Origin of the sequence: Tenacibaculum sp. 190524A02b (genome assembly GCF_964036645.1) — a bacterium.
In the GTDB taxonomy this organism is placed as follows: Bacteria; Bacteroidota; Bacteroidia; order Flavobacteriales; family Flavobacteriaceae; genus Polaribacter; species Polaribacter vairaonense.
On the sequence record NZ_OZ038525.1, the window covers coordinates 3,584,999 to 3,608,961 of the forward strand.

General features: G+C 30.1%; 17 protein-coding genes. 13 read left to right on the forward strand and 4 right to left on the reverse strand.

Annotated elements, in window-relative coordinates; translation table 11 throughout:
* Positions 1-12: 12 nt before the first annotated feature.
* A complete protein-coding gene (locus ABNT65_RS14655) occupies positions 13-3,372 on the reverse strand; it encodes a DUF4175 family protein (RefSeq protein ID WP_348746165.1) in 3,360 nt (1,119 codons plus the stop codon).
* 465 nt (positions 3,373-3,837) lie between these two features.
* Here ABNT65_RS14655 and ABNT65_RS14660 point away from each other — a divergent pair, with 465 nt between their 5' ends.
* The 3 genes from ABNT65_RS14660 (at position 3,838) to gltX (ending at position 8,407) form a co-directional block, all read left to right on the forward strand.
* The gene (locus ABNT65_RS14660) at positions 3,838-4,671 is read left to right on the forward strand and encodes a hypothetical protein (protein WP_348746166.1); all 834 of its coding nucleotides are present in this window, start codon (positions 3,838-3,840) and stop codon (positions 4,669-4,671) included.
* A 153-nt stretch (positions 4,672-4,824) separates the two neighbouring features.
* The gene (locus ABNT65_RS14665) at positions 4,825-6,753 is read left to right on the forward strand and encodes a T9SS type A sorting domain-containing protein (protein ID WP_348746167.1); all 1,929 of its coding nucleotides are present in this window, start codon (positions 4,825-4,827) and stop codon (positions 6,751-6,753) included.
* A 133-nt stretch (positions 6,754-6,886) separates the two neighbouring features.
* Positions 6,887-8,407 (forward strand): glutamate--tRNA ligase, encoded by a 1,521-nt coding sequence (gene gltX, locus ABNT65_RS14670; RefSeq protein ID WP_348703159.1) that lies wholly within the window; start codon positions 6,887-6,889, stop codon positions 8,405-8,407.
* A gap of 53 nt (positions 8,408-8,460) precedes the next feature.
* Here the strand turns inward: gltX and ABNT65_RS14675 are convergent, their stop codons facing one another.
* Positions 8,461-9,048, reverse strand: a complete 588-nt coding sequence (locus ABNT65_RS14675; protein WP_348703158.1) for a hypothetical protein — start codon at positions 9,046-9,048, stop codon at positions 8,461-8,463.
* Positions 9,049-9,096: 48 nt separating this feature from the next.
* Positions 9,097-9,531: a TerB family tellurite resistance protein gene (locus ABNT65_RS14680; RefSeq protein WP_348703157.1), complete on the reverse strand. Its 435-nt coding sequence runs from the start codon at positions 9,529-9,531 to the stop codon at positions 9,097-9,099.
* Between the two features lie 439 nt (positions 9,532-9,970).
* Here ABNT65_RS14680 and ABNT65_RS14685 point away from each other — a divergent pair, with 439 nt between their 5' ends.
* The 9 genes from ABNT65_RS14685 to ABNT65_RS14725 all read left to right on the forward strand — a co-directional run bounded on the left by ABNT65_RS14685 (position 9,971) and on the right by ABNT65_RS14725 (position 21,593).
* The gene (locus ABNT65_RS14685; protein ID WP_348703156.1) at positions 9,971-10,555 is read left to right on the forward strand and encodes a hypothetical protein; all 585 of its coding nucleotides are present in this window, start codon (positions 9,971-9,973) and stop codon (positions 10,553-10,555) included.
* Positions 10,552-11,544: a hypothetical protein gene (locus ABNT65_RS14690; RefSeq protein ID WP_348739461.1), complete on the forward strand. Its 993-nt coding sequence runs from the start codon at positions 10,552-10,554 to the stop codon at positions 11,542-11,544. The genes ABNT65_RS14685 and ABNT65_RS14690 overlap by 4 nt, the downstream gene beginning before the upstream one ends.
* A gap of 476 nt (positions 11,545-12,020) precedes the next feature.
* Positions 12,021-12,293 carry a hypothetical protein gene (locus ABNT65_RS14695; protein ID WP_348746168.1) on the forward strand — a complete coding sequence of 91 codons (273 nt, stop codon included), beginning with the start codon at positions 12,021-12,023 and terminating at the stop codon, positions 12,291-12,293.
* A 97-nt stretch (positions 12,294-12,390) separates the two neighbouring features.
* Entirely contained in the window at positions 12,391-15,735 is a 3,345-nt protein-coding gene (gene mfd, locus ABNT65_RS14700; RefSeq protein WP_348746169.1) for a transcription-repair coupling factor, read from the forward strand.
* Positions 15,736-15,890: 155 nt separating this feature from the next.
* Positions 15,891-16,439, forward strand: coding sequence for a hypothetical protein (locus ABNT65_RS14705; protein WP_348746170.1), 549 nt, complete (start codon positions 15,891-15,893; stop codon positions 16,437-16,439).
* Between the two features lie 25 nt (positions 16,440-16,464).
* The gene (locus ABNT65_RS14710; RefSeq protein WP_348739468.1) at positions 16,465-17,199 is read left to right on the forward strand and encodes a protein phosphatase 2C domain-containing protein; all 735 of its coding nucleotides are present in this window, start codon (positions 16,465-16,467) and stop codon (positions 17,197-17,199) included.
* A gap of 228 nt (positions 17,200-17,427) precedes the next feature.
* Positions 17,428-19,701: a T9SS type A sorting domain-containing protein gene (locus tag ABNT65_RS14715; protein WP_348746171.1), complete on the forward strand. Its 2,274-nt coding sequence runs from the start codon at positions 17,428-17,430 to the stop codon at positions 19,699-19,701.
* Positions 19,702-19,765: 64 nt separating this feature from the next.
* Positions 19,766-20,626: a DMT family transporter gene (locus tag ABNT65_RS14720; RefSeq protein ID WP_348703149.1), complete on the forward strand. Its 861-nt coding sequence runs from the start codon at positions 19,766-19,768 to the stop codon at positions 20,624-20,626.
* A gap of 67 nt (positions 20,627-20,693) precedes the next feature.
* The gene (locus tag ABNT65_RS14725; protein ID WP_348746172.1) at positions 20,694-21,593 is read left to right on the forward strand and encodes a transporter; all 900 of its coding nucleotides are present in this window, start codon (positions 20,694-20,696) and stop codon (positions 21,591-21,593) included.
* A gap of 94 nt (positions 21,594-21,687) precedes the next feature.
* Here the strand turns inward: ABNT65_RS14725 and ABNT65_RS14730 are convergent, their stop codons facing one another.
* Positions 21,688-22,746: a hypothetical protein gene (locus tag ABNT65_RS14730; RefSeq protein ID WP_348703146.1), complete on the reverse strand. Its 1,059-nt coding sequence runs from the start codon at positions 22,744-22,746 to the stop codon at positions 21,688-21,690.
* Positions 22,747-22,936: 190 nt separating this feature from the next.
* Here ABNT65_RS14730 and ABNT65_RS14735 point away from each other — a divergent pair, with 190 nt between their 5' ends.
* Complete coding sequence (locus ABNT65_RS14735) at positions 22,937-23,869, forward strand: hypothetical protein (protein WP_348746173.1); 933 nt, start codon at positions 22,937-22,939, stop codon at positions 23,867-23,869.
* Positions 23,870-23,963: the final 94 nt, after the last annotated feature.

A 23,963-nucleotide genomic window follows, 5' to 3' on the forward strand; every position in this document is an offset into this window, starting at 1 on the left:
ATTTTGGTTAATTTAATCTTGCTTTTTAGTAGTTGTAAAGTATTTTTTAACCTTGTTTTTGTAATTTTCCTGCAAAGGTAATGATTGTCTATTTAATATTTCTGTTTGATTGTAAAACAACTTCTTAAACTCTAAGTTTTTTCTATTCGTACTATTGTACTCTTGTAAATTGGTGTTTGACTTCCTTTCTTTTTTCTTTCCTTGTTCAAAAGTAGCTTTATCCAATTTTAATAACTCATAATTTAATTGTTTCATTCGGTTTATAGTTTCTTGAGTAAAGCCATTCTCTAAAATTTTATTTTCAAGTTGCTCCATTTTTTCTATGGCCTTTTTAGCTTTACCATTACCATCTTTTCCTTTTTTAATAGCATTTTCTAATTGTTGGCGTAATTGTGATTGTTCTTTATAAATCTCATACAATTCACCATTCATACCTTCACCTTCTTTTTGTTCACCTTCTCCTTTTCCTTCTTTTTTACCTTTATCGCCTTTTTTCTCACCATCCTTCTCTCCTTTTCCATCTTTAGGTTTTCCTTTATTGTTCTTTTTCATGCCTTCTTTCATCTTTTCCATCAACTCATTTTGCTTTTGAATAATATCTGGTAAACTAAAAGATTCTCCCTTACCTTTTCCTTTTCCAGAACCTGGCTTAGGATTTTTCATAGCATCTAAAGTATCACTTAACATATTTGCAATGGTATTTGCTGATGTCATGACATATTGTTGATTTGAAACACCGTTTCTAAATCTATTATCTGCAAAGTTTTCTAAAGATTGATCTAAATTATAATGTGCATTTGCTAATTCATTTTGTACTTCAGTAGATATTTGAGGCACACGCATGGATAAAACAAACAAACTATCATCTATGTGTTCAAAATAAGTTTTTAATTGATGTTGTTTTCTAAGATTAGAACCAAAATTAGGATGTGCAGAAGAAGTGCTAGAAAAAGTATTCATTAAATCTTCCTGATTAAAAGAAAAAGTAACCAAGTTTTCTAGTATTTGTCGCAACCCTTCCATGTTTTCTTCTTGCATTTCCATACTCATCATATCCATAGATTGCTGCATTTTTTTACTCATTTCTTGCATTTTTTGAGCAGCTTTTTTCTGATTCTTTTTGGCATCAGAACTCTTGTTTTTCTCAAGGTTTTCCTTGGCTTTATCCAGTTCCTTTTGCGTATCTTTTTTCAATTCTTCCATAGATGGAATGTCCATAGGTTCTTTTAATTTTTCGTTATCCTTTTTTAATTCATCAATATCTTTTTTAATTTGATCAAATTCTTTGTTTAGTTTTTCTTGTTCCTTTTTTGCTTTCTCATTTTGCTCTTCTCCATCTTTGTTTGTATTTTCTTCTTGCTTTTTAGCTGCCTCTTCTTGTTTTTTTGCTAAATCATCTAATTTTTTAGAAATCTGATTCATTTTTTGCTCTACATAATAACGTTTCGTCATTTCAAGAATACGTTCTAAGCTTTTTTCTTGTTGTTTATTTTGTTCAGACAATTCTTTAGCCTTTTTAATAAGATCATCTTTTTTAAGCTTATCAGCTAATTTTTTTAATTCATCCAATAATTTTTGCTGTTTTTCTAGCTTCTTGAGCTCGTCCATTCGCTTTTTAAGCTGTTCTTTTTTCTCTTGTAAAGACTCGTTTTTTTCTTCTTTTTCTTCAAAGTTTTCTTCTAACTTCTCGGTTTGACGTTGCATCATTTTTTGATACTGTTCTTGTCTTTTTATTAAGTTTTTCAGGTTTTTTTGATCACTCCAACTAATATTTTTCTTGTTTTGAAGTTCAAACTGAATTTTTTCAAGCTCTTTTTTACTGTTTTGTTGTTTTTCTAAAGAGTTTTCAAGTTTATCAATAAAGTCTTTTTGTTCTTGTAACAGTTCTTCTTCTATTTGTTCAGAAGACTTTTGTTTGTAATAAAATTTACGACTTACAACTTTTTTAGCACCATTTACTCGGTCATTATCATACACTTGAAAATACAACTCATAATTGGTATTTTCCTTTAAATTCAACCCATTAGGAAACTGATATTCAAAGGTTTGAATAGGTGAATTTTTTATTTTAATTAACTGGTTTTCAGTTGTTTGGTTGTTATTTTCTTCATGGTAAACCAATTCTAATTTACTAAAACCATAGTCATCAGTAATTTGACCAACAAACTGTGCATTACCTCTTGAAATACTGTCTATATTTGATTGTACACTAATGGTTGGTAATTCATCTTTTACTACATTAATAGAAAATTGCAACTGTTCATAGTCTTTTAAATTTTTATTAGAAGTGGTAATTTGGTAATTAATATCCTCTAAAATTCGTTTTTTAAATGAATAATCCTCTTTTGAATTTTCATTAAAAAGCTCTCTTTTTTCATTAAAAACAAAAGCAACGGATTCTGTTTCAGAAGTTTTTAATTGCCAAGTAACAAATGTTCCTTGTGGAACATTCATGTTTCCAGTATTGGTTATGGTTTCATTCTTCTTTTTAGTGTAACTAGGATACTGTAATTTCAAGGAAATATTTTGAATAGAAGGTGTTTTTATTAGGTTGATTTTATATTCTTGAGATTCAACTTTATTTGCAGAAATAAAGAAATTAATAGGCGTTTGTACTTCATTAAATGTATAAGAAAACAATCCATTTCCGTTGTTTTGCATATAATATTGCTGATCATTAAAAGAAACTTTGGCTTCTTCAGGAATAAGTTCACCTTTAGCTTCCGCATATACAGTAATGGATTTTCCTTTAATAACGTTTAATTGATTATTGGTTAAAGAAAAATGGAAAGGAGCTGGTGGAGCATAAGCCGTTTTATAATCTAATACACGATTAAAACTTTGCCCTAATTTTGTGTTTAATCCAGATAATAAAGTTAGTAACCATATAAAAACAGGAATCAAACCATATTTAGCATACTTTAAATTAGATTTAAAATTAACAGCTTTAGCAAAGGGTACTGGTTGTAATTCTTTTGATTTTTGCGCTATACTAGCCAATAACAAGTCAGATTGCTCTGAATTCTGTTTTAGTTGTAAAACATTTAGCAGTTTATCTTTTACTTCCGGAAAATGATTACCAATAATTTTTGAAGCTTCTTCAGTAGAAATTCCTTTTTTTAAACCAATTAATTTAAAAATAGGGAAACATATAAATCGAATTAATAGTAAAAGCTCAATAGCTATAAATAACCAAAATAAAAAGGTTCTTGCTGTAGGCTTTAACCATAAAAAATATTCTATAAATAAAGTTACAAAAAGGTAAATAAGTCCTAATGAGAAGAATAAAATACTTCCCTTTATTAGTTCATTAGTATAGTATTTAGTACTAAATTGTTGTAACTTTTTTTCAATACTGTTAAAAACGTCCATAAAGTAATATCTTTAAGTAATAAACTACTGTTTTATATAGTTTTGTTTATGTTTAATTTTTCTATTGAATCTCTCTTTTTTACACACAAAACAACTGCAAGGTTTTCCATGTGATCTATAGGCATAGAGATTACCAAATTCTTTTTCATTTAAACCAATATTCTTTAGTCTTTTCTTGTATTTAAGCATTTTAATTCTAAATCGTTCTCTTTTATTCATTAGCAAAATAATGTTATAAGCAATTACTAACAGGTTCTTTAAAATATACAAAAGAAACCCTTAGAAAATGTTAATTAGTTATTAATAAAATTGTAAGCTATAAAGGTACTACTTTACAGAAAATAATATTCATAACTATTTTTTGTAAGAAAACAGTATAATAAGCAACTAAAAAAGCATATTTTTAATAGAGCAATTCTATAATTGTTCTTAATAAGCTTATCTAAATAATTGAAAAATAAAACGATGAAAAAACTTAAAACTCTAGTAGCTTTATTATTTGTTAGTTCAATGCTAGCACAAAGCCCATGGACAAAAAAGAAAAATGAAGCTTATTTGCAGCTTTCTTTTACTACAATTTCTAATTACGATGAACTTTTTGGTAATCCTGACTATGCAACGGAGCGTAAAATTACTGATAATACATTACAAGTATATGCAGAATATGGTATCACAGATAAAACCACTTTTTTTGGAAATATACCTTTAAAAATGGTAAAATCTGGTGATTTAGTTACACAATCACTATTACCATTTACAACTGCAAGTTCAGAAACATCTTTAGGAAATATTCAATTAGGAGTAAAACATAACTTTTATAATAAAAAATGGTTACTATCTGGACAGTTAGGAATAGAAGCTAATACAAGTAGTTATAAAAATGCTGCTGGTTTACGAACTGGGTATGATGCTTGGACCTTTACGCCTTTGTTTTTAGTAGGAAGAGGTTTTAATAACTGGTATATTCAAGCATTTACAGGCTTTGATGTTAGAACTAACGATTATAGCAGCAATTATAAATTAGGAGGAGAAGTTGGATATAAAGCTATTGACTGGCTATGGATAGCTGGATTTTTAGATGGTGTAGCTTCTTTAAAAAATGGAGATAGAGTGGATACTATTGCTAACAGATTAACGGGGTTATATGTAAATAACCAAAGTTATGCTGCTTTTGGATTAAAATTAATAGGAGAAATTAATAAGAGTTTTGGTGCTAATGTAGGTTTAGGTGGCGCTTTAGGCGGAAGAAATGTAGCTAAAAAGCCAGCGATTAGTTTTGGCCTTTATTATAAATTATAATAAAAACAATACCTAGGTGTTTTTCCTGATTTTACAGTTGGATTAACTGTTTTTATACCTAGGTAAAGTACTCTTTAAAATCAGGATTTGCATTAGCTCAAATGGTTTTAGTTAACTGAATTTTGAAACATCATTTAACTAAAACCATTTATTATGAAAAAACAACTTACCATTATAGCTTTATTTCTAAGTGCTATTACATTCGGTCAATTTTGTGACGATTTTAATGATCAAAACGTATCCAACTGGAATGGCGTATTAGCAGGAGCAAATACCGCAGATTCTCCAGGACCTTCAGGAGCTAGTAACGACTATTTTTTACATTCTTATGACGATCAAGGATATTCATATATTTATAATGATGTTGATTATAAAGGTGATTGGACAGAATATAATGGACAATGCCTTTGCTGGGACTTTAAAGTAATTAACGATGGAAATTTAGGGCAACCATTATCACCAAAATTAATTATTTATAGTGGCTCTTCAACAAGTCCAACAGCTGCCGCTTCTTTTACAGCTACGGTACAAACTACTGAAGGTGGCGGATGGGTACATGTTTGTGCACCTATTGAAGTATTAAATGCTGGTGATCCTTTTCCTCAAAATGCCAATGGATCTTGGTCAATGGCAGCTGGATCTACTGCCGCGGATTGGAATAATTTACTACAAAATATGACGGGAATTAGGTTTGTATTGGATTTAACCAGTTACCCAATTGAAGAATATGGATACGATAATATTTGTATTCAAGATTGTGATATTGTTGGAGAACCTACAGATGAAGGTGCTTATTGTTGTGAAGGAGATAATTTGGTGGAAAACGGAAATTTTGAATTTGGAAATACAGGTTTTAGTAGTGATTATGCTAATGATCCAGTATTGTACCCAGGAGCATATAATGTAGATAATGATTCGAGTCAGTTTGGAACACAAATTAAAGACCATTCCTATTGTGAAGACCCAAATAAATACGCAAATAACAGTCAGTTTTTATTAATAAATGGTAAAACTACCCAGCCAACAGGAACAACAAGTGTAGTTTGGGAACAAAATGTAAGTGTACAACCAGATAGAAACTATAAATTCTGTGCTAATTTTAAAAACTTACCACAATGTAGATTTGATATTTTACCAGAAGTTCAGCTAGAAATTAATGGCACATTATATCCTTGGCAAACCATAGATACTTCTTCAGATGCTTGTGATTGGCAAAATATTTCAGAATGTTTTTCAGCTACAGATGATCTAGTAAACATAAAAATTCACTTAAAAGAAGACGGATTAGGAGATGGAAATGATTTAGCTATTGATGATATTGCTGTACAAGAAAAGTTAGATCAAAATTTAAGTATAACAGTACAACACCAAGGAACCCCAAAACAAATAATAGGTTCAGTAAACACTATTGATACTGCTGATGATATTCTATTGGTAAATGAAGAGTGTAAAGAACAAAACCAAGGAATTCAATACTACTGGTTTGTGTTTGAGTTAAGTAGCTATCCATTCTCATCATTAGGTAGTAATATGGTTCCAGGTACGTTTGCGTGGTCAAGTAACCAAGGAGGATTTAGTCAGGCAACAGGTGCATTGTCTTCGGCATGGAGTTTAACCACTACCTTCCCAGATTATGTGTTTGATGATAATAAATTGTACTTAATTGGTATGTATGTTCCGTCTTGTTGTGAAAGTTGTTATGATGAAGGTTGGGCATATCAATTAACCTTAAACTCAACAGGAGCAAGGAATGCTAAAGCAGGCGGATTAAATGCAAAAATGAAAGAAGAAATAAAAGCCATGTTTAAAGCTTTTGATGGAAAAGGTACTTCTGTTGATGATAATCAAGAAGAAACCGAAGAAGAATCTTTAAAAGTATATCCAAATCCTAGTAAAGAAATACTAAATTTAAACAAAGAAGTAACTTCTTATACTATACAAAACATGAATGGTAAAACGTTGCTTAAAAGCCCTAAAAAAGCATCTTCTATTAAAATAATCAGTTTAAAAAGTGGTATGTATATTTTAAATACTACCAATAAAGAAGGCAAAGAGCACAAATGTAAGTTTATTAAAAACTAACAGTGTAGTAGATTGTGCTTTGATAACCCTCAAAATTTTGAGGGTTATTTTTTGCGTATAATTTTAAACTTTAATCGGGATAAGTATCTTTGCGCTTTAAAAACCGCTTATATAGATTTTAAAAGCATAAAAAATGACTGATAACGTAAGAGTACGCTTTGCTCCTAGTCCAACAGGCCCTTTACACATGGGAGGAGTAAGAACCGCTTTATTTAACTATTTATTTGCTAAGAAGCATAATGGAACTTTTGTATTACGTATTGAAGATACAGACCAAACACGTTATGTAGCAAATGCAGAACAGTATATAATTGATTCGTTAGAATGGTGTAATATTCCTTTTGATGAAGGACCTGGTAAAAACGAACAATTTGGCCCTTACCGTCAGTCAGAACGAAAAGAAATCTATAAAAAATATGCCGATGAATTACTTGCTAAAGGATGGGCGTATTATGCATTTGATACTTCGGAAGAATTAGATGCGCATAGAAAAGGACATGAAGCTGAAGGAAAAACATTTATTTATAATTGGCACAATAGAGAAAAAGGAAGATTGGTAAACTCCCTAGTACTTTCTGAAGAAGAAGTACAAGCTAAAATAGCGGCTGGAGAAAAATACGTAGTTCGTTTTAAAACACCACAAGATGAAACCTTGGTAATGCAAGATGAAATACGTGGAACCATTACTATTGATACCAATACGTTGGATGATAAAATATTATTTAAGTCGGACGGAATGCCAACCTATCATTTGGCAAATATTGTAGACGATCATTTAATGCAAATATCACATGTAATTCGTGGTGAAGAATGGTTACCTTCTCTCCCACTTCATGAATTATTATACAAAGCTTTTGATTGGCAAGCGCCAAAGTTTGCACACCTGCCGTTAATATTGAAACCAGTAGGTAAAGGAAAGTTAAGCAAGCGTGATGGTGATAAATTAGGATTTCCAGTATTCCCATTAGAATACACAAATGAAGAATCAGGAGATGTTTCACGTGGATACAAAGAAGATGGGTATTTTTCAGACGCTTTTATAAATATGCTAGCCTTTTTAGGTTGGAATCCAGGTACTGAGCAAGAAATATTCTCTTTAGAAGCATTAATTAATGCTTTTGATTTAAGTAGAGTAAGTAAATCGGGTGCTAAGTTTAGTCCAGATAAAACCAAATGGTTTAATCAACAATACTTACAACAAAAGTCGGATGCTGATTTAACAGCATTGTTTTTACCTATAGTTGAAGCTAAAGGAAAAACCAAAGAAACTACCTATGTAGAAAAAGTAGTTTCGTTAATAAAAGAGCGTGCCACTTTTGTAGAAGATTTTTGGGATTTAGCAGATTTTTTCTTTGTAAGTCCTACAGAGTACGATGCAAAAGCTGCTAAAAAACAATGGAAAGAAGGAACTCCAGCATTAATGCAAGAATTGATTACTATAGTAGAAGGCATTGAAGATTTTAGCTCTCAAAACACAGAAACTGTAGTAAAAGAATGGATTACGGCAAAAGAAGTAGGTTTTGGTAAAGTAATGCAACCACTTCGTTTAAGCTTAGTAGGTGCTTTAAAAGGCCCTCACCTATTTGATATTATAGAAATGATAGGAAAAGAAGCTACCGTAGAACGCATACAAAATGCAATAAATAACTTATAAAAACTAAAAAAGCGGCTCATGGCCGCTTTTTTTATGATTTCATTTTTAAACATCTAGAAGCAAACTCCAGATGATTTAGCTGCGTGATTACCACCTTCAAATAAATTGTTCCAATCTAGTTTAACAATTAATTTTAAAGTACCTTGAATGTGTGATCGCATACTTTCAAAACTTTCTAAAGAATGTTTATAGTATAATTGTGGATTAATACCAAAACGATCAGAAATCCAAAAAATACCACCTACACCTGCATTAAAGGTTGGGGTCATTTTACGTTCAGAATCTACCACACTACCACCAATAAATATATATGGACCAAAACGCTCTAAAATTGCGTCAAAATTATAGCGTAAAGAACCATCTATTGAAAAGTACTTAGCAGAATTACTAATAAAACCTACATCATCAATAGTATTGAAGGACATTGCGCCATCTAAAGCTAAACGCTCACCAATAGGCATTGTTAAATTAATAACAGGTACTTGAAATTGGTACTGATCACCAATATATGCGGCATCACCTTCATTAAATTTGGTAATACCAAATCCAACCCCAAATTGCCAGGATTCATTTAAGTTTTGTGAAATTACTGACGCTGTTAAAAAACAACAAACAGCTGCTAATAAAAAATTTGATTTCATAAGGGAGATTTATAAGAATAACTAAATGTAAGCAAATTTAGTATATTTTTACACTAAATTCACTTTTTTTATAGCATTCGTAAAATCTTCTAAATCATTGTCATTCAGTATTAAATGCACAGCTTCATCACAAACTTTCTCTACATTATCAGTAGGAAATTGTAAGGCAACTGCTATTTTTCGCATAATACCTACCTCTTCTTTATCTACCTGTGCATCTGCAAAAATCATTTTAGTTAATCTATACAAACGTTCAATACGCTCGTCATAACTCACAGGCGGATTTACTGGAAATTTTTCTGGATTCTTTAAAATTTCAGCATATTCTGTTTCGCTAATATTTAATTTTTTGGCAGCCTTATTTAATAGCTTTTCTTCCCCTTCAGTAATTATAGTATCAACTTTAGCAATTTTTACAATACTTGCAAAGTGTCCTATTTCTTGTTTATGTTTTCCACTAGAATATAAATCGGATATAGACATAATTTTTAATTTGTTTTTAGTTAATATAAAAAGTAAATAATCTCCAGTTGTTAGAAGCTTGTTTACAAAAAAAGTCACAACACTAAAGTTACTAAATAAAAGAATAAAATGTTTCACGTGATTTTCTTTACAATTAAAAAAAGGTTGAACTATCATATAATTTTTATAAGAAAAATAACGATTAGTTTTATTTATGTTTTATGTGGTAGTAATAAGAATTAATAATAAAATAGGCTTTTTTAAACGCTGTTTTAAGCCGATTTAAAAAAAAGAGAAGTAAATAGATTATCAGTGTTTACAAGAATGTTTAAAAAGGGGGTTTAAATAAGTTTCTATAAAAAGCAAGTAAAAAGAGTGATTTTTTACAAAGGTGAATTAATTTTACTGTTTAAAGAATGAATAATTAGTATTTTTAACAAGCATAAAAAGATGTAAAAAATTGAAAGAAAAGTTTATGTTTAATCCTTTTTCAGGAGTTTTAAAAGAAGATATTGATAAAATAATTGTTCCATGTTTTAACGTAGAAGAAGTTTTTGAACAAATTGAAAATTCAACATCATTAGCTATAGAATTTATAGGAAGGCAAGGCAGAGGGAAAACTACACATTTAAAATATTTACAAAATCAAATTCCACATTATCCTATTTTCTTATTAGATGGAAATGATGATTTTTCAGAAATAATTCAGCATAAATCTGAGGTTGTTTTTGTAGATAGTATTCATCATTTATCTCTTACTAAAAGAATAAAGCTTTTTAAAAGGAAGAGAGTTGTTATCTATACAACACATTGGAATAGAAAATTTGAATGTTTGATAGCTAAGAAAAAAAGACATTGTATTTTGTTTAAAGGGATAGACAGTGACAAACTTAAAGAACTATTAAATAAAAGATTACAATTAGCTGCTGCAACAGATTTAGATAAAAAAGACTTATTTACTATAGATGCCACTGATAAATTAATTAAAACCTATAGTGATAATTATAGAGGAATAATAAATCATTTATACGAAAAATTTCAATGAAAAAAGCAATATTAGAAACCAGAATTCATATTGATAACTCAAAAATAAATGAAGTTACAGAAGGTATTTTACAGATAAAAGCTACTGAAAATTTACAAATAGATAGAATAGAAGCTGTTATTTATTTTGAGGTTAGAGGTAAATTGGCAAGTACAAAAGAAGAAATAGATAGCTTTACTATATGTACTCATAAAATGTTAGAAAAAGAAGTAGTAGAAGAAATCCCAATTTCTTTTGAATTATCAGGTGATAATCTACCTACTTATAAAGGAACAAATGCTATTTTTTCTTATAAAATAGAAGTGAATATTGAGGTAAATGAAGCGGATATAGACAAAATTGAAAGATCCTTTTTTTCAAAAGTAAAATCTTTAGTTACTGCTGATAACTCTTTTAAAAAAGGAGTATATTTTAGTGTAAAAGATGAAAAAAGTGAGTATAAAGTAGTAGAAACTAAAGTGAATTTTAGTTTACAATTCAATGTTGTAATCAGTTTTTTAACAACTTTATTTGTAGGTGTAATTTATGCTTATTTTATACCTGAATTTGAAGAAATGTTTATATTCTTGGGTGTTATAATAATTGTTACATCCGTATTTATAGTAGCAAAAATAGTAAAACAATCTTTAGGTGTAGTAACCATGGAAACCTTAAATGATGAAGATGTTTTTTTATGTAAAATACATAAACCTAGAAATTTTAATGTTACTCAAAAAAAGCTTTATTATCATATTATTGAAAAAGTTGTAGACAGTAGAGGAACAACATCAAGTACCTATACACAGATACTATATAGGTCACCTACTAAAGAAGTTAAAAATTTAAAACAAGTTCCAATAGTAAAGTTTAATTTTCCAGAAAGAGAAGGATTACATTCTATTGAATATGGAGATGTATCTATATTATGGAGAATGTATATAGAAGGAAAAGCACCATTTGGAATTACATTAAAATATAAAGCGGACTTTACAGTGGAGAAAAAAAGGTAAGAGGATTAAATCTTTCGGTTATATCTCCCAGTAATTAAATAAACCTTGAATTTGATATGTTAAAATCAAATTCAAGGTTGTTTTTTTATAACAAAATGATGCCCGAGTGTCGGAAATCGCATTGTTTTCTTGCAGAACGTTCAGCGAGTGTCGGGGAACGTTTTGTTGTTACAACAGAGTCGTCCCCGAAGCTCGCTGACGGCTCTGTTTTTTTGCAGAAGCTTCCGCGACACTCGCGGAAGCCTCTTTTCTGTCAACAAAACCACTAGCGACCTTCGGAGATGGTTTTGTTATTATTTTAGAACGTAAGAAAAATTAATTAAATTAGTAGCTATTTTTACTAGCTTAAATGTATTTAAAATGAATTTAAAATGAATTTAAAAGATGAATTAAATGCTGAGGAAGGTTCTTTTTTACTTTAACTAAGATCAGATTTTAATTGGAACCACCACTCGTTTATAAACCTTTTAAATGAATTGAATACAGAATGTATTAGAATAAAAGAAACTAAAACAGTATCGAGAGAAACAGCTTCTGGTGTATGGTATATTTCTTACTTTATCAAGAGTTTGTCAAGTCATCAAAATTTTCCAAAAAAACAATCGAAAGTATATTATGAAAAGGCTTACGAATTGATAAATGATTTAGCTTTTTATTATTTTATGGGAGTTTCACCATATCAATCAGAACAAGAAATCAATTCTAAAATTTTAGAACTAAATAATTTGTATGTAGGTAGTTGTTTGTAGTTTTATTATCAAAATTAAACTAAAAAGGCATAGTATAATTACCATTAAAGTAGTAAGAAAAAACAATACCCTTATATTTGCGTAAAATAGTGTACTGTTGAGTAAGCAAACCATTGTAAACCATTACCAACAATCTGAAAAGGTAACACAGATTGTTGCACAGTTACAGCAAGATGCACACCACTTTCAAATAACGAATTTGGTCGGGTCTTCGTTGTCTTTTGTTATTTCAGAAACCTTTAAACAAGCCAATAAACCCTATTTGTTAATTTGTAACGATAAGGAAGAAGCAGCTTATTATTTGAACGATTTAGAACAATTGTTAGGAGAGAAAAATGTATTATTTTATCCCGGTTCGTATCGACGTCCGTATCAAATAGAAGAAACAGACAATGCAAATGTATTGTTACGATCGGAAGTATTGAATCGTATCAATTCCCGTAAAAAGCCAGCCATTATTGTTACCTATCCTACTGCCCTATTTGAAAAGGTAGTGACTAAAAAAGAGCTGGAAAAAAATACGCTTAAAGTAGCTGTTGGCGAGCAAGTATCATTAGATTTTGTAAACGAAGTATTGTTTGAATACAACTTTAACCGCGTAGATTTTGTAACAGAACCAGGAGAATTTTCGGTACGTGGAGGAATTATAGATGTATTTTCATTTTCTAATGACGAACCGTATCGTATTGAATTTTTTGGTGATGAGGTAGATAGCATTAGAACTTTTGATGTAGAAACTCAACTTTCTAAAGAAAAGCTTACCAAAGTGAGTATAATGCCTAATGTAGAAAATAAAGCATTGCAAGAAACTCGCGAAAGCTTTTTAAAATACATTGCCTCAAAAACGGTAGTCTTTACAAGAAATACAGAGGTAATTGCAGCGCAATTAGATAAGTTTTACGTAAAAGCAGAAACTGCTTTTAGTGAACTTTCTAAAGAAGTAAATCATGCAGCACCCACTACCCTATTCTGTAACGGAACTGAAATAATCAAGCAGTTACAAGATTTTATGGTGGCACATATAAGCTTCCGTTCTGAGTTGAAAAAAGAAAACCCAGCAATGGATGTATTATTTCACGTGAAACCACAACCCTCGTTTAATAAACAATTCAACTTACTGATAGATAATTTAAACGAGAACCATAACAATGGGTTTACTAATTATATTTTTTGTTCAAATGACAAACAAGCACAACGATTCAAAGATATTTTTGACGATGCTGAAAAAGAAGTCCATTATGAAACCTTAGTATTTCCAATATACCAAGGATTTATTGATGAAGATGCGAAAATTGTTTGTTATACAGATCACCAAATATTTGAACGTTATCATAAATTCCGACTAAAAAACGGATATGCTAAAAAGCAATCCATCACTTTACAAGAGCTTACTAAATTGGAGGTTGGCGATTATGTGACGCATATAGATCATGGAGTTGGTAAGTTTGGAGGACTCCAAAAAATTGATGTAGAAGGGAAAAAGCAAGAAGCTATAAAGCTAATATATGGAGACAGAGATATTCTCTATGTAAGCATTCACTCCTTACACAAAATCTCTAAGTTCAATGGACGTGATGGAAAGCCACCAAAGATATATAAACTAGGCTCTGGAGCTTGGAAAAAAGTAAAACAAAAAACAAAGAAAAGAGTTAAAGAAATTGCCTTTAACCTTATTAAACTTTATGCTAAAAGAAAATTAGAAAAAGGATTTGCTTTTGGACCAGACACACACATGCAACATGAGCTGGAGGCAAGTTTTTTATATGAAGATACGCCAGATCAATATACATCCACACAAGATGTGAAAGCTGATATGGAAAAAGAACAACCTATGGACAGATTGGTTTGTGGAGATGTTGGTTTTGGTAAAACAGAAGTTGCAGTTCGTGCTGCATTTAAAGCAGTAGATAACGGAAAACAAGTAGCAGTATTAGTACCAACTACCATATTAGCATTTCAGCACTTTAAAACGTTCTCTAATCGCTTAAAAGACTTTCCAGTTACCATTGATTATTTAAATCGTTTTAGAACCGCAAAACAAAGAAAAGGCGTGTTAGAAGGTGTTGCAGATGGTAGCGTAGATATTGTGATTGGAACACATCAATTAACCAATAAGAGTGTACAGTTTAAAGATTTAGGATTGCTAATTATTGATGAAGAACAAAAATTTGGAGTATCGGCAAAAGATAAGTTAAAAACCATTAAGGAAAACGTAGATACCTTAACACTTACCGCAACGCCAATACCTCGTACCTTACAGTTTAGTTTAATGGCTGCGCGTGACTTATCGGTTATAAAAACGCCGCCACCAAACCGTCACCCAATTGAAACCAATGTCATTCGTTTTACTGAAGACACCATTCGTGATGCTATTTCGTATGAAATTTCACGTGGAGGACAAGTGTTTTTTATCCATAATCGCATAGAAAATATTAAAGAAGTTGCAGGAATGTTGCAACGTTTAGTGCCTGATGCTAAAATAGGTATTGGACACGGACAAATGGAAGGAAAAAAGTTAGAAGAGTTAATGTTAGCCTTTATGAACAATGAGTTTGATGTATTGGTATCTACCACAATTATTGAAAGTGGATTGGATGTACCAAACGCCAATACCATTTTTATAAACAATGCCAATAACTTTGGATTGTCAGACTTACATCAAATGCGTGGACGTGTTGGGCGTTCTAATAAGAAAGCCTTTTGTTATTTTATCACACCACCTTACCATCATATGACCGAAGATGCTAGAAAACGAATTCAAGCATTGGAATTATTTTCTGATTTAGGAAGCGGATTGAATATTGCCATGAAAGATTTAGAAATTCGTGGTGCTGGAGATTTATTAGGAGGAGAACAAAGTGGATTTATCAATGATATAGGTTTTGATGCCTATCAGAAAATTCTACAAGAAACTATTGAAGAATTAAAAGAAAACGAGTTTAAGGAATTATATAATACCGAAGAAAATGGACCAAAAGAGTTTGTAAAAGAAGTACAAATTGATACCGATTTTGAAATACTTTTCCCAGATGATTATGTAAACTCTGTAAGTGAACGTTTGGTACTGTATAACAAACTATCCGATGTAAATTCTGAAGAAGAATTAAAGGTATTTGAAGGTGAAATTATAGACCGTTTTGGAGAATACCCAACGCAAGTAGCTGATTTATTAGATAGTGTCCGAATTAAATGGTTAGCAAAATCATTAGGATTGGAAAAAGTAGTACTGAAACAAAAGAGAATGATTGGATATTTTGTTTCAGATCAGCAAAGTGATTTTTATCAAACGCAGGCTTTTACAAGGATGTTACAATATGTACAGAAACATTCTAAAAGCTGTGTAATGAAGGAAAAAGAAACTAAAAACGGGTTACGCTTATTAATCACTTTTATAAAAATAGATACCGTAAACAAAGCATTAAAAACATTAGAAGCAGTGTAATGATATACTAGTTGTTTTTAGAAATAAAAAGGTTCATTTTTATGGAAGTAATAAATAAATTTCCTAGTAAAGAGTGTAAGAAAATTATAAAAAAACATGTAATCTTAATTATAATATTAGTTATTATTATAAGCTTTATTTCAATAAAACTCTTAATGTCTATGCTAATAGTCATGATGGTCTTAATGTTTCCTTCATTTTGGTTGTTTTTTACATATTATATAGAGAATAAAGACACGCAGTTTATTTATAATTCTAAAAAAATTAGAATAACACATAAAAAAATCACAAAAGAATATTTAATTTCTGATATAGTTAAGTCAAATTATAACCTAGCCTTATCAAGGAAACCATCATCAATGAGTGAAGATTTTTTAATCTATGATTTTGGTTATTGGGAAGTACAGTTTACAAATGGGGATAGATATTTTTTGACAAATTTGATTCACAACATTCATAAGTTCAGAAAAGGAAGAAATACCAAAAAAATTTACAGAATTTTTCCTTATATAAAAAAGAAGAATGAATTAGAAGACCAGATTTTAAAACAAAAAAGAGACTTAAATAAAAAGGAAGGTTTTATATCTAAGTTTAAAGAGAAAACAGATATTGAATTACTTTATATAATAAATAATGCAGAAATGTATCAAGAAGCAGCTGTTACTGCTGCAAAATCAATTCTAAATAATAGAATAGAATCTTAATAAGAATAAGTACTTTTGCTCCTGAATGAAAATACATACTACCCTACAAATAGGAGAATTTCATACAAAGTATTGCGAAGATTTTTTAGTAGTTGAGAACATAGCAACCAACCAAAAACTAATAGCGGTAATGGATGGATGTACCATGGGAAAAGAATCTGTTTTTGCAGCCATGTTGTATGGAAAGATTTTAAGAAATATTGCTAAAAAAACATTTTATAAAGACTTTGTAACCAAAGAAACCACAGATTTAAAATCTAAGCTAAAAGATATTATTCAAGAGTTAATAGTAGCAATTAATGCAACTAAAAAACAATTAGATTTAGATACATATGAGTTACTTTCTACGCTAATTATAAGTGTAGTAGATACAAAAGAAACTAATGCTGAAATTTTGGTAGTAGGTGATGGTTTGGTATGTGTAGATGAGGTATTTTATGAATTTGAACAAGAAGATAAACCAGACTATTTAGGATATCACTTACATGAAGATTTTGAATTATGGTACCAAAAACAAGAACAAAAAATATCCATCACTTCTTTTAAAGACTTTTCTATTTGTACAGATGGAATTTTCTCTTTTAAAAATTTGAAAGAGAAAAATGAACAAAAAAAAGAAACTAAAATAATTCAGTTTTTATTGGTGGATAAGAAGTTTATAAATGAAGAAAACTGTTTAGATAGAAAAATTCTTTATTTAAAACAACAATGGAATCACATGCCTACAGATGATCTTGCTATTGTGAGATTTACTAAATAAAAGCTATAAAAAATTGACAGTAAAAGGATACTATTTTAACAAATAATAAGATCAGTTAGAAAACCTTTATAGAGAATATAATAATTAGAAGCATTTTAAGTTGTTGTAGCGTAAAGTAAGTTACTTCTGGATATAGTTGAATCCTTTAGTGGCATTAATAAAATTATTAATCTATAAAGCAATTATTACTCTTTGTTTTAAAAAACAAACCCCTTAAATTCATAACTGATGAAAAAAACAATTATTTATGCAATTGTCAATCTTCTTTTTTTAGTAAAAGTAACCGCACAAGACCCTTTAATTTCTGGAACTGTAAAACAAGGTGCTACGCCAGTGGCAAATGCAACTATTAACCTAATTATGCCATGGACAGACAGTGCGCATCCTTATGTTAATCTAACAGCAACTACCAATGCACAAGGAGAATATAGTTTTTCTAATGCAGATTTAGATGGTTATAAAACTATCAACTCCTTAAAATTAAATTCAGGTAACAATGGTGGAGTAACCTACTACCCTACTGATATTGCTAACATACCAATGCCAACATCGCCTAAAACTTTTGATTTTAATTCTCAAGAAGTAAAGCCAGCCATTACTATTAATAATCCAAATAATGCGTTGACTTCTATTGATTATGGAACTGCTTTAGCTTTAAATGCAACCGTAAAATTATCTTTTGATAATGGATCAGATAATATATCATCGGTAGTTTTTAAAGTAAATGGAACTACGGTTACAACTTCAAATGCAGGAAACGATGTTTATACAGGCTCATGGTCTCCTACAGATGCAGATTATGGTGTAGAACATACTTTTTCTGTAGTTGCAGAAGCATCTAACGGAAGTACATTAACTAAAGATTTTAAATTTACACTAGGATGTAATGGTTCTGGATGCCCTAATTTAAAACCATCTATTGTATGGAATAAGCCAGCAAGTACTACATTAAATCAAAATGACGGATTTAAAAACATTCCTATTGAAGTAACTGTTACTGATATTGATGGAACTATAGCCTCTGCTCAAATAACAATCAATGGAAATAGTAATAACATGACTGCTACAGGTGGAAATAAATACACGTATAATTTTACACCAACAAATCACCAAGAATACCCAGTAACCATAACGGCTACTGATAATGAAGGAGCAAGTACTACCTACACTACTAAACTGAATATTATTAATTCAGTATTTACACCATTACCAAGTGGAAATATCATTTTAGGATATGCGCATTCTTGGGAAAATGCAGGAGCACCATTCTTATACTTTAGAGATATGGCAGATAAAAATTACAATGTAGTAATGTATTCATTTATAGAAACGGAAGGTCAAAATGGGCATACACCTAAATTAACTATTAATAGTGCTAGATATCAAAGTAACGGTGCTTTTGATAAGCAGTTATTAAAAGATGATATTCAGTTTTTAAGAGATAAAGGAATTCCTGTAATTGCTTCTATTGGAGGTCAAAACGGACATGTTGAACTAGGAACTACAGCGCATAAAGACGAATTTGTTGCAGGACTTAAAGCAATTATAGATGAATACGGTTTTGATGGTTTAGATTTAGATTTTGAAGGTGGTTCTATGGATTTTGGAGCTGGAGCTCTTAAAGATTTCTCATATGAAAATTTAGCACCGTTCCCAAAATTAAAGAATGTAGTAGATGCTTTTAAAGAAATAAAACAACATTATGGTGAGCACTTTATACTTACTTGTGCTCCAGAAACTTTTTATGTACAAGTTGGATACGCTACTTACAATAACAGAGGTGGATCTTTTTTACCAGTTATTCATAATTTAAGAGAAGAATTAGATTTAGTAATGGTACAATTGTACAATACAGGATCAATAAATGCTTTAGATGATATAGCCTATGCACAAGCAACACCAGATTTTATTGTTGCTATGACAGATATGTTGTTAACTGGTTTTAAAGTAGCTTCAACAGGATTTAATTTTCCAGCATTACCAGCTACCAAAGTAATGGTTGGTTTGCCATCATGTCCTTCTGCTGCTCCAGCAGGTGGTTATCTTCGTCCTTCAGAAACTATAAAAGCATTAAATTACTTACGCTTTGGAACTGAGTATGATGGAAGAAAATATACATTAAGAGGAAACCCTCATGCTAATATTAGAGGAATGATGACCTGGTCTGTAAATTGGGATGCAGCGGCATCATGTGCATCTTCTTATGAGTATTCAACAGCATATAGCAACTATTTTAATGATAATGGTACCTTAAGTTCTGAAGAGGTTTCATTATTACAAGAATTCAATATCTACCCTAACCCAACGCAAGGCGTATTGAATTTTAGTGGGAACAAAACGATTGATAAATTACAAATTTTTGATAGCAAAGGTGCTGAAGTATTTTCTCAAAAAGGAATTTTAAATAAACAATTAGATGTTAATTTCTTACAATCAGGTGTTTACTTTTTAAATATTGAAAGCAATAAAAAACGTGCCTATAAAAAGATTATAAAGAAATAAAATGGATATTTGTTACTTGATATTCTGATATTAAAAATCAGGTAGTAACAAATATTTATATACAATGCAGAACGACTATATTAAAAATTTAGCAGGTTTATTAATAGCTACATTTTTTATCAGTACCTCAGGGGTTTTAGGAAGATATATTGCCATGCCATCAGAGGTTATTATATGGTTTCGTTCTGCATTTGCTATGATATTCCTCTATATTTTTTGTAAATACAAGAAAATAGACCTCAAAATAAAATCACCAAAACATTATTTACCTTTTATTATCAGTGGTGTATTTATGGCGGCACATTGGGTAACTTATTTTTATGCCTTAAAATTATCTAATGTAGCCATAGGGATGTTAGCATTGTACACTTTTCCAGTAATGCTAGCTTTTTTAGAACCTATATTCTTAAAAGTAAAGTTTAATCCAATGCATATTGTATTGGGAATTTTAGTTTTAATAGGACTTTATATTTTATCACCAGAATTTAATCTTGAAAGCTCAAGTATGCAAGGCATACTTTTTGGTTTATTATCGGCAATATGTTACTCTATACGAATTTTGATTTTAAAGCAATATGTAACTCAATATAATGGGGTAATGTTAATGTTATATCAAACCTTAATTATTTCTGTTTGTTTGTTACCAGTTTTGTTTTTTATGGATACTTCTGGATTTCAAAGTCAATTCCCTTATTTACTATTATTAGCTTTTTTAACTACAGTAATCGGGCATAGTTTAATGGTACATTCATTACAATTTTTTTCAGTTGCTACAGCAAGTATTATTAGCAGTGTACAACCTATTTTTGGAATTATTTTAGCATTCTTTTTCTTACGAGAAATTCCAACTTTAAATACTTTTTTAGGAGGAAGTTTAATTTTAGCTACAGTAGTAATTGAAAGTATTAGGAATAAGAAAAAATAAACTTTATGAATAAATGTAAGTAGTTTAAAAAACCTACGTCAAAGAGTTTAACTTTAAACTACTAAACATGCTAAAATCTAAATCAACTATCTATGGGATAGCTATGTCTTTATGCTTCCCTTTATTTACAAAAGCACAAACTTTAGTCAACGGATTCTATCCACAGAAAAATAAACTTACAATAGCAACTAGTTATGCCTATAAAACTTCTGACCGATTTTATAGAGGTACTACTTTAACAGAAGGAAATCCAGCAAATCTAGGAGAAATATCTTCTTCAATTTTTAGTGTCTATGCTGATTATGGTATTAACGATTGGTTATCTGCTGTAGTATCGCTTCCTTATATTTCATTGAAGAGTGAAGAAGGTACTGTTGATCCAGTTCATAAAAAAAGTGAAGTAAGTGGTCTTCAAGACTTATCGCTTTTTATGAAAGCCAGAGTATTAAATAAAAACTTTGATGAAGGCTCAAAATTAAGTATAGGAACAGCGGCAGGGATTAGTTTTCCTATGAGTAATTATGAAGGAAACGGAATTTTATCAATAGGAAATAAGGCAACTACTTTTGATGGTGTAGTTGTAATGCAATATACTATGCCTTTTAATCTTTTCTTTGAAGGGCAAACTGGATATAGTATCAGAAGTAATTCAGACTTTAAAATACCGAATGCATTGTTGTATAGCTTGAAATTAGGATATTATAATGAATGGATTTATGCACACGCTAAGTTAGGTGGACAAGATTCTACTTCAGGGTATGATATTGGTTCGGCTGAATTTGGTGCAAATGGAGGTCCAGTTGCTTTATCTCAAACACAAGTTGATTATACTACATTACATTTTGATGTATATGTACCCGTTTATAAACAAAGTTTTGGGGTTTCTGCAGGATACGGTTTTGCGATTGATGGAAGAAATTTTAGTAAAGAAAAAGCCTTTTCTATAGGTTTAGTTTATAAAAATTAAACACACTATTAACGTAACAAAAGGCAAAGAGGTTTCATTTAATTTGAAACCTCTTTTTATTGGTACTAGGAGTATAATATTCTGAGATAGCTTACTAAGTAATTCTCATGTTTTCATAATTTCGTTTTACAAACTCTAGTGCAGCCTCTAAAACTTCTCCCATATTGGTGCTTTTTTTAAATACAATATCTTTCGTAAAATCGAAAATTTGTTGTTTTAATAAGTTTATATTCTCTTCAGTTGAAATAACATCGTTCTTCATACATGAAATAAGTTCTCTTACTCTATTTTCTGAACTAAGAATGCGCTTAGCTACAATAGAACGCTCTTCAATCTTATATTGATTAATAGAGGTTTCTTGTAGTTTTTCTCCTACTAAGGTAACCATAGGTAGGTTTTCTTTAAAAAACTGCGGATAATACACTTTAAACTTCCCCTCGTAGCATTGTTGATCAAAGTCAATAGCTCTAATTTTAAAAACAACATGATCAAAATCGTGAGTAGGTACAATAACATAGTTATAAGAACGCATATCCCCTAACAAACGAATCATGCAACGCTCATTAAATTTTACAAACTCCTTGGCTATTTGTGCTTTCTCAGATTCAGTACATTTAGGTAAAAAATCTTTAATAAAATCATCACCAGGAATACCAGCAATATGTTCTTCAATTAAAGTATCCTTATACACCATAAAGTTGAGGTTATATGGTGATAGAATGTGTTCTAATTCTAAACCATAAATACGTGAAGCATCCGTTTTTTTTACGTAAAAATAGGTGTAATTATCGTTTAAAATATTTCTAACCTTAACTCTAAAAGGTTTTGAATTTCCAAAAGTACAGTAGTCAATAGCATCAATATTCAAATAAGGAATGGTTTCTTCGTTTCCATTTGAATGTAAAATGGTATATACTTTCTTTAAACTTAAATCGATTTCTTGTCGTTCAAATTCAGAGTAATAAGTTCTTACCCATAAGGTATCTTCATCGTCTTTATCATACACTACTATTGAGCCTTGAAAACGAAGTAAATCATCATAAAAAATAGGAATTTTACTATTTCTACTATGCTCTACTAAGTAGTCATTTAGTTGTTTAGTTACTGGAAAAGCAGGTTTTTTCTGCGACATTAATTTTTCAAAAGACGGCATATATTGGGGCTTTTATTGGCACCGCCAAAGGGTATAATGCCCTAAGGCTTGTTTCGAAATTAAACTTAGTGTCCTAATCAGACGATTCGAGAACCTGTCCCGAAGTAGTTTACTCAAAAATAAAAATTTATTACACAAAAAATAGATTATGGAATAGTATTTGCAAGTTTTTGCCTCAAATGAAATTACTATGAACAAACTATTCAAAATTACAATTCCAAAACCTTGTCATGAAGATTGGAATACCATGACGCCAAACGAAAAAGGAAGATTTTGTAATTCTTGCGCTAAAACTGTAGTTGATTTTACTCAAAAATCACCCAAAGAAATTCAGGATTATTTAATTGAAAATAAAAACCAACGAGTTTGTGGACATTTTAAAAGAAAACAATTAGATAGTATTGTTATTCAAATTCCAGAAAGTACATTTTATCATCAATTAAGTTTTCAAAAACTATTTGTATTGTCGTTACTACTAATTATGGGCACTACCCTATTTAGTTGTAAAACAGATACAGGTAAGAATCAAAAAATAGAAAAGGTTGAAATAGTAGATAGTGTATTTACAGAAAAAATTATGGATTCTCTAACATATTTTAATTCAAAAGATTCATTAAAAGGTTATACTACATTTTGCCCTTCAAGAGAAGATAAGGATGAAAAAGTTGAATTAGAAGGAGAAGTAGATTTTAAATCAACTATTAAAGAATCTGAGATGATTGATGGAATAGTTGAACTAGGAAAAATAAAATTAGAAAAGAATGTACCTTATAATTTTTATGGAGTAGATGAGGTTATAAGGTTTAAACGAGACAAAAATTTAAAAGAAAAAGAAGCTAAGAAAGTTTTTGAAAAAAGGATAAAAGAATTTATAAAGGAAAATTTTGATGTTAATCTGACTAAAAACCTTGGGCTTAGTAGTGGAAAGTATAGAATATTTGCTCAATTAATTATTTCTGAAACTGGTACTATTACAGAAATAAGAGTGAGAGCACCGCATCTAAAACTAAAAAAACATTCTGAAGAAATTATAGGGAAACTACCACAATTTATACCTGCTAAAAAAGAAGGTGAAAATGTATGTGTAAAATATACGCTACCTATTACAATTAAGGTAGATTAATAATATAGAAGAATCATTTTATTAGGGGAAAAAGCAATCTTTTGTTGAGGTATTCAACGTATGAAGATTGCTTTTGTTTTTTGAGTAAATGAAA